Origin of the sequence: Streptococcus sp. GMD1S (genome assembly GCF_000296875.1) — a bacterium.
In the GTDB taxonomy this organism is placed as follows: Bacteria; Bacillota; Bacilli; order Lactobacillales; family Streptococcaceae; genus Streptococcus.
Map to the genome: position 1 here is coordinate 1 of NZ_AJQY01000055.1, position 6,046 is coordinate 6,046.

At 45.0% G+C, this 6,046-nt stretch carries 7 protein-coding genes; all 7 read left to right on the forward strand.

Annotation, left to right across the window (positions count from 1 at the left end):
- On the forward strand, positions 1-162 hold a 162-nt coding region (locus tag GMD1S_RS06350; protein ID WP_008279585.1), incomplete at its 5' end, for a signal peptidase II.
- Positions 146-1,045 (forward strand): RluA family pseudouridine synthase, encoded by a 900-nt coding sequence (locus GMD1S_RS06355; RefSeq protein ID WP_000403230.1) that lies wholly within the window; start codon positions 146-148, stop codon positions 1,043-1,045. The genes GMD1S_RS06350 and GMD1S_RS06355, both read left to right, overlap by 17 nt.
- A gap of 101 nt (positions 1,046-1,146) precedes the next feature.
- Complete coding sequence (proB, locus tag GMD1S_RS06360) at positions 1,147-2,256, forward strand: glutamate 5-kinase (protein ID WP_000875730.1); 1,110 nt, start codon at positions 1,147-1,149, stop codon at positions 2,254-2,256.
- A 9-nt stretch (positions 2,257-2,265) separates the two neighbouring features.
- Entirely contained in the window at positions 2,266-3,528 is a 1,263-nt protein-coding gene (locus GMD1S_RS06365) for a glutamate-5-semialdehyde dehydrogenase (RefSeq protein WP_000255271.1), read from the forward strand.
- A gap of 3 nt (positions 3,529-3,531) precedes the next feature.
- The gene (gene proC / locus GMD1S_RS06370; protein WP_000689686.1) at positions 3,532-4,329 is read left to right on the forward strand and encodes a pyrroline-5-carboxylate reductase; all 798 of its coding nucleotides are present in this window, start codon (positions 3,532-3,534) and stop codon (positions 4,327-4,329) included.
- A gap of 114 nt (positions 4,330-4,443) precedes the next feature.
- The gene (tmk, locus tag GMD1S_RS06375; protein ID WP_000033393.1) at positions 4,444-5,082 is read left to right on the forward strand and encodes a dTMP kinase; all 639 of its coding nucleotides are present in this window, start codon (positions 4,444-4,446) and stop codon (positions 5,080-5,082) included.
- Positions 5,079-5,969 (forward strand): DNA polymerase III subunit delta', encoded by an 891-nt coding sequence (locus GMD1S_RS06380; RefSeq protein WP_000808203.1) that lies wholly within the window; start codon positions 5,079-5,081, stop codon positions 5,967-5,969. The genes tmk and GMD1S_RS06380 overlap by 4 nt, the downstream gene beginning before the upstream one ends.
- Positions 5,970-6,046: the final 77 nt, after the last annotated feature.

Below are 6,046 nucleotides of genomic sequence, written 5' to 3' on the forward strand. Positions count from 1 at the left end.
AACTTTATCGACAGAATGAGTCAAGGTTTTGTGGTGGATATGTTTCACCTAGACTTTATCAACTTTGCGATTTTCAATGTTGCTGACAGCTATTTGACAGTTGGTGTGATTGTTTTATTGATTGCAATGCTTAAAGAGGAAGTAAATGGAAATAAAAATTGAAACTGGTGGGCAACGTCTAGACAAGGCTCTGTCAGATCTGACAGAATTGTCACGCAGTCTCGCGAATGAACAAATCAAGGCTGGACAAGTTTTGGTGAATGGGCAAGTAAAGAAAGCCAAATACACTGTCCAAGAGGGGGATATCGTCACCTACCATGTGCCAGAACCGGAGGTTTTAGAGTATGTGGCTGAGGATATTCCGCTAGAAATCGTCTACCAAGATGAGGATGTAGCCGTTGTTAACAAACCTCAAGGGATGGTGGTTCATCCCAGCGCCGGTCATACTAGCGGAACCTTGGTCAATGCCCTCATGTACCATATCAAGGACTTGTCAGGTATCAATGGGGTTCTCCGACCGGGTATTGTTCATCGCATAGACAAGGACACGTCTGGTCTCCTTATGATTGCTAAGAATGATGAGGCCCACTTAGCACTCGCTCAAGAACTCAAGGATAAGAAGTCTCTCCGCAAATACTGGGCGATTGTTCATGGCAATCTTCCCAATGATCGTGGTGTGATTGAAGCTCCGATTGGTCGTAGTGAAAAAGATCGTAAGAAACAGGCAGTGACTGCTAAAGGGAAGCCAGCAGTGACTCGTTTTCAAGTCTTGGAACGCTTTGGAGATTATAGTTTGCTAGAGTTGCAACTGGAAACAGGGCGTACTCACCAAATCCGTGTTCATATGGCTTATATTGGCCATCCAGTCGCTGGTGATGAAGTCTATGGTCCTCGTAAGACACTGAAGGGACATGGGCAATTTCTCCATGCTAAGACTCTAGGCTTTACTCATCCGAGAACAGGTGAAACCTTGGAGTTCACAGCAGATATTCCAGAGATTTTTAAAGAAACGCTGGAAAGATTGCGTAAAACTGAGAATAGATAAAAGAGTTGAGATGCCTTGTCTCAACCTTTTTCATTTCAAGTCTTTTCCATTTTAAAGTATTCATGTTATAATGGATAAATATGAAGAATCGGAGTGAGAATATGAAGTACAAACGAATCGTCTTTAAGGTAGGGACTTCCTCCTTGACAAATGAAGACGGGAGTTTATCAAGGAGTAAAGTAAAGGCAATTACCCAGCAATTGGCTATGCTACATGAAGCTGGACATGAGTTGATTTTAGTGTCATCTGGGGCAGTTGCCGCTGGATTTGGAGCTTTGGGTTTTAAAAAACGTCCGACCAAGATTGCAGATAAACAAGCTTCGGCTGCAGTTGGTCAGGGACTTTTGTTGGAGGAATACACAACCAACCTCCTCATGCGCCAGATCGTTTCTGCACAAATCTTGCTGACACAGGATGATTTTGTAGATAAGCGTCGCTATAAGAATGCCCACCAGGCCTTGTCTGTATTGCTTCATCGTGGTGCAATCCCCATCATCAACGAGAATGACAGTGTCGTTATTGATGAGCTCAAGGTGGGTGATAATGACACTCTGAGTGCCCAGGTAGCGGCGATGGTCCAAGCAGACCTTTTAGTTCTCTTGACGGATGTGGACGGTCTCTATACCGGAAATCCCAACTCAGATCCAACAGCCAAACGTTTGGAGAAAATCGAGACTATCAATCGTGAGATTATTGATATGGCTGGTGGAGCAGGTTCGTCAAACGGTACTGGGGGTATGTTGACAAAAATCAAAGCTGCAACTATTGCGACGGAGTCAGGTGTGCCAGTCTATATCTGCTCTTCCATGAAATCTGATGCCTTGATTGAAGCAGCGGAGGAGACCAAGGATGGTTCCTTCTTTGTTGCGCAAGAGAAGGGACTTCGTACCCAGAAACAATGGCTGGCCTTCTATGCTCAAAGTCAGGGAACGATTTGGGTAGATGGTGGAGCTGCAGAGGCACTTTCAAAAAACGGGAAAAGTCTCCTTTTATCGGGTGTGGTAGAAGTGGAAGGAAACTTCTCTTACCACGATATTGTAACAGTAGCAGATAAAGAAACAGGTCAATCTCTTGGAAAGGGACGTGTCCAATTTGGTGTCTCAGCCCTAGAAGATATGCTCCGTTCTCAAAAAGCTAAGGGAGTCTTGATTCACCGTGATGACTGGATTTCCATTACTCCTGAAATCCAGCTGCTCTTTACAGAATTTTAGAGGTGAACGATGGTAAGTACACAAGAACAATTTGAACAGGTACAGGCTGTTAAGAAATCTATCAATACTGCCAGCGAAGCAGTGAAAAACCAAGCCTTGCTAGCTATGGCTGATCACTTAGTGGCGGCTACTGAGGAGATTTTAGCGGCCAATGCCCTCGATATGGAAGCGGCCAAGGGAAAAATCTCAGATGTTTTGCTAGACCGTCTTTATTTGGATGCGGGACGTATAGAAGCGATGGCAAGAGGGATTCGTGAAGTGGTTGCTTTACCAGATCCTATTGGTGAGGTCCTAGAAACAAGTCAGCTTGAAAATGGCTTGGTTATTACTAAGAAGCGTGTGGCCATGGGGGTTATTGGTATTATCTATGAAAGCCGTCCAAATGTGACGTCTGATGCGGCTGCCTTGGCTCTCAAAAGTGGCAATGCGGTCGTTCTTCGTAGTGGCAAGGATGCCTATCAAACAGCTCATGCTATTGTCACAGCCTTAAAGAAGGGCTTGGAGACGACGATCATCCATCCAGAGGTGATTCAACTGGTGGAAGATACTAGTCGTGAAAGTAGCTATGCTATGATGAAGGCCAAGGGTTATCTAGACCTTCTTATTCCTCGTGGAGGTGCTGGCTTGATCAATGCCGTGGTTGAAAATGCTATCGTACCCGTTATCGAGACAGGAACTGGGATTGTACATGTCTATGTGGATAAGGATGCCGATGAAGACAAGGCTCTGTCTATCATTAACAATGCTAAAACCAGTCGTCCTTCTGTCTGCAATGCTATGGAGGTCTTGCTGGTTCATGAAGACAAGGCAGCACGTTTTCTTCCTCGCTTGGAGAAAGTGCTGGTTACAAGTCGGAAAGAAGCTGGACTGGAACCAATTCAATTCCGCTTGGATGAGAAAGCAAGTCAGTCTCTTTCAGGTCGAGCAGCTGAGGCACAAGACTTTGACACCGAGTTTTTAGACTATGTCCTAGCGGTTAAGGTTGTGAGTAGTTTAGAAGAAGCGGTTGCCCATATTGAAGCCCACAGTACCCATCATTCGGATGCCATTGTGACGGAAAATACTGAAGCTGCAGCTTACTTTACAGATCAAGTGGACTCTGCAGCGGTTTATGTCAATGCCTCGACTCGTTTCACTGATGGTGGCCAGTTTGGTCTTGGATGTGAGATGGGGATTTCTACTCAGAAACTGCATGCGCGTGGGCCTATGGGCTTGAAAGAGTTGACCAGCTACAAGTATGTGGTTACTGGTGACGGACAGATAAGGGAGTAAGAGATGAAGATTGGATTTATCGGTTTGGGAAATATGGGAGCTAGCTTGGCTAAGGCTGTTGTGCAGGCCAAGACGGGTGCTCAGATTCTCCTTGCCAATCGCAGTCAAGCGAAAGTAGATGCTTTCATCGCCAATTTCGGTGGTCAGGCTTCCAGCAATGACGAAATCTTCGCAGAAGCAGGTGTGATTTTTCTAGGAGTTAAGCCTGCTCAGTTTTCTGAACTGCTTTCTCACTATCAGACCATTCTTGAAAAACGAGAGAGTCTTCTTTTGATTTCCATGGCAGCTGGATTGACTTTAGAAAAACTAGCAAGTCTTATCCCAAGTCAACATCGAATTATTCGTATGATGCCAAATACCCCTGCTTCTATCGGGCAAGGAGTGATTAGTTATGCCTTGTCTCCTAATTGCAGGGCTGAGGACAGTGAGCTCTTTTGTAAGCTGTTAGCCAAGGCAGGTCTCTTTGTTGAACTTGGGGAAAGCTTAATTGATGCAGCGACAGGTCTTGCAGGTTGTGGGCCGGCATTTGTCTATCTCTTTATTGAGGCCTTAGCAGATGCGGGTGTACAGACAGGATTGCCACGAGAAACGGCATTGAAAATGGCGGCTCAAACAGTTGTCGGCGCTGGACAATTGGTCCTAGAAAGCCAAGAGCATCCTGGAGTATTGAAAGACCAAGTTTGTAGCCCAGGCGGTTCGACTATCGCTGGTGTAGCGAGCTTAGAAGCGCATGCTTTTCGGGGAACGGTCATGGATGCAGTTGGTCAAGCTTACAAACGAACACAAGAACTAGGTAAATAAGAGGTGGCTTTGACTGCCTCTTTTATGGTGCATGAAATGAGAAGACAAAAAGATTGTCACAAAAACCTATTTTTTTGATAGAATAGAAGGTAGTAAAAAAGAAATGAGTTAGACATGTCAAAAGGATTTTTAGTCTCTCTTGAGGGACCAGAGGGAGCAGGCAAGACCAGTGTTTTAGAGGCTCTACTCCCAATTTTAGAGGAAAACGGAGTAGAGGTGCTGACGACCCGTGAGCCAGGCGGAGTCTTGATTGGGGAGAAGATTCGGGAAGTGATTTTAGATCCAAGTCATACTCAGATGGATGCTAAGACAGAACTCCTTCTCTATATCGCCAGTCGCAGACAGCATTTGGTGGAAAAAGTTCTTCCAGCCCTTGAAGCTGGCAAGTTGGTCATTATGGACCGCTTCATCGATAGTTCTGTTGCTTATCAGGGATTTGGTCGTGGCTTGGACATTGAAGCCATTGACTGGCTCAATCATTTTGCTACAGATGGCCTCAAACCCGATTTGACACTTTATTTTGACATTGAGGTGGAAGAGGGACTGGCTCGCATTGCTGCTAATAGTGACCGGGAGGTCAATCGTTTGGACTTGGAAGGGTTGGACTTGCATAAAAAAGTCCGTCAAGGCTACCTTTCTCTTCTGGACAAAGAAGGAAATCGCATTGTCAAGATTGATGCTAGTCTCCCTTTGGAACAAGTTGTGGAAACTACCAAGGCTGTCTTGTTTGATAGAATGGGCTTGGATAAATGAAACAAGAACAACTAAAAGCTTGGCAGCCAGACCAGTTTGACCGCTTTGTCCGTATCCTAGAACAAGACCAGCTCAATCACGCCTATCTCTTTTCGGGTTTCTTTGGAAGCTTGGAAATGGCGCAGTTTTTGGCTAAGAGCCTCTTTTGTACGGATAAAGTAGGCGTTTTGCCATGTGAAAAATGTCGAAACTGCAAGCTAATTGAACAGGAAGAATTTCCCGATGTTACTTTAATCAAGCCAGTCAATCAGGTCATCAAGACAGAACGGATTCGGGAATTGGTGGGCCAGTTTTCTCAAGCAGGGATTGAAAGTCAGCAACAGGTTTTTATTATCGAGCAAGCTGAGAAAATGCATCCCAACGCGACCAATTCTCTGCTCAAGGTCATCGAAGAGCCCCAGAGTGAAGTTTACATTTTCTTCTTGACCAGCGATGAGGAAAAGATGTTGCCAACTATCCGTAGTCGGACCCAGATTTTCCATTTTAAAAAGCAAGAAGAAAAGCTCATCCATCAATTAGAACAAGCAGGTCTGGTCAAGAAAAAAGCGACTTTCTTAGCCCAGTTTTGTCAATCACGAGCTGAAGCTGAAAAGTTGGCAAATCAGGCTAGTTTTTGGACCTTGGTCGATGAGAGTGAACGCCTACTGACCTGGTTATTAGCCAAGAAAAAAGAAAGTTATCTCCAAGTTGCTAAATTAGCCAGCTTGGCAGATGATAAGGAAAAGCAGGATCAGGTCTTGCGAATCCTCGAAGTTCTCTGTGGGCAGGATCTCTTGCAAGCAAGGATTCGAAAGATTCTACAAGATTTGCTAGAAGCTAGAAAAATGTGGCAGGCCAATGTCAGCTTTCAAAATGCCATGGAATATCTGGTCTTGAAAGAAATATAAACTCATACTCTTCGAAAATCAAATTCAAACCACGTCAACGTCGCCTTGCCGTACTCAAGTACAGCCTGCGGCTAGTT

Coding starts and splice junctions, on each gene's coding strand:
- GMD1S_RS06355 (WP_000403230.1), top strand. CDS start 146: ATGGAAATAAAAATTGAAACTGGTGGGCAACGTCTAGACAAGGCTCTG.
- proB (WP_000875730.1), top strand. CDS start 1,147: ATGAAGTACAAACGAATCGTCTTTAAGGTAGGGACTTCCTCCTTGACA.
- GMD1S_RS06365 (WP_000255271.1), top strand. CDS start 2,266: ATGGTAAGTACACAAGAACAATTTGAACAGGTACAGGCTGTTAAGAAA.
- proC (WP_000689686.1), top strand. CDS start 3,532: ATGAAGATTGGATTTATCGGTTTGGGAAATATGGGAGCTAGCTTGGCT.
- tmk (WP_000033393.1), top strand. CDS start 4,444: ATGTCAAAAGGATTTTTAGTCTCTCTTGAGGGACCAGAGGGAGCAGGC.
- GMD1S_RS06380 (WP_000808203.1), top strand. CDS start 5,079: ATGAAACAAGAACAACTAAAAGCTTGGCAGCCAGACCAGTTTGACCGC.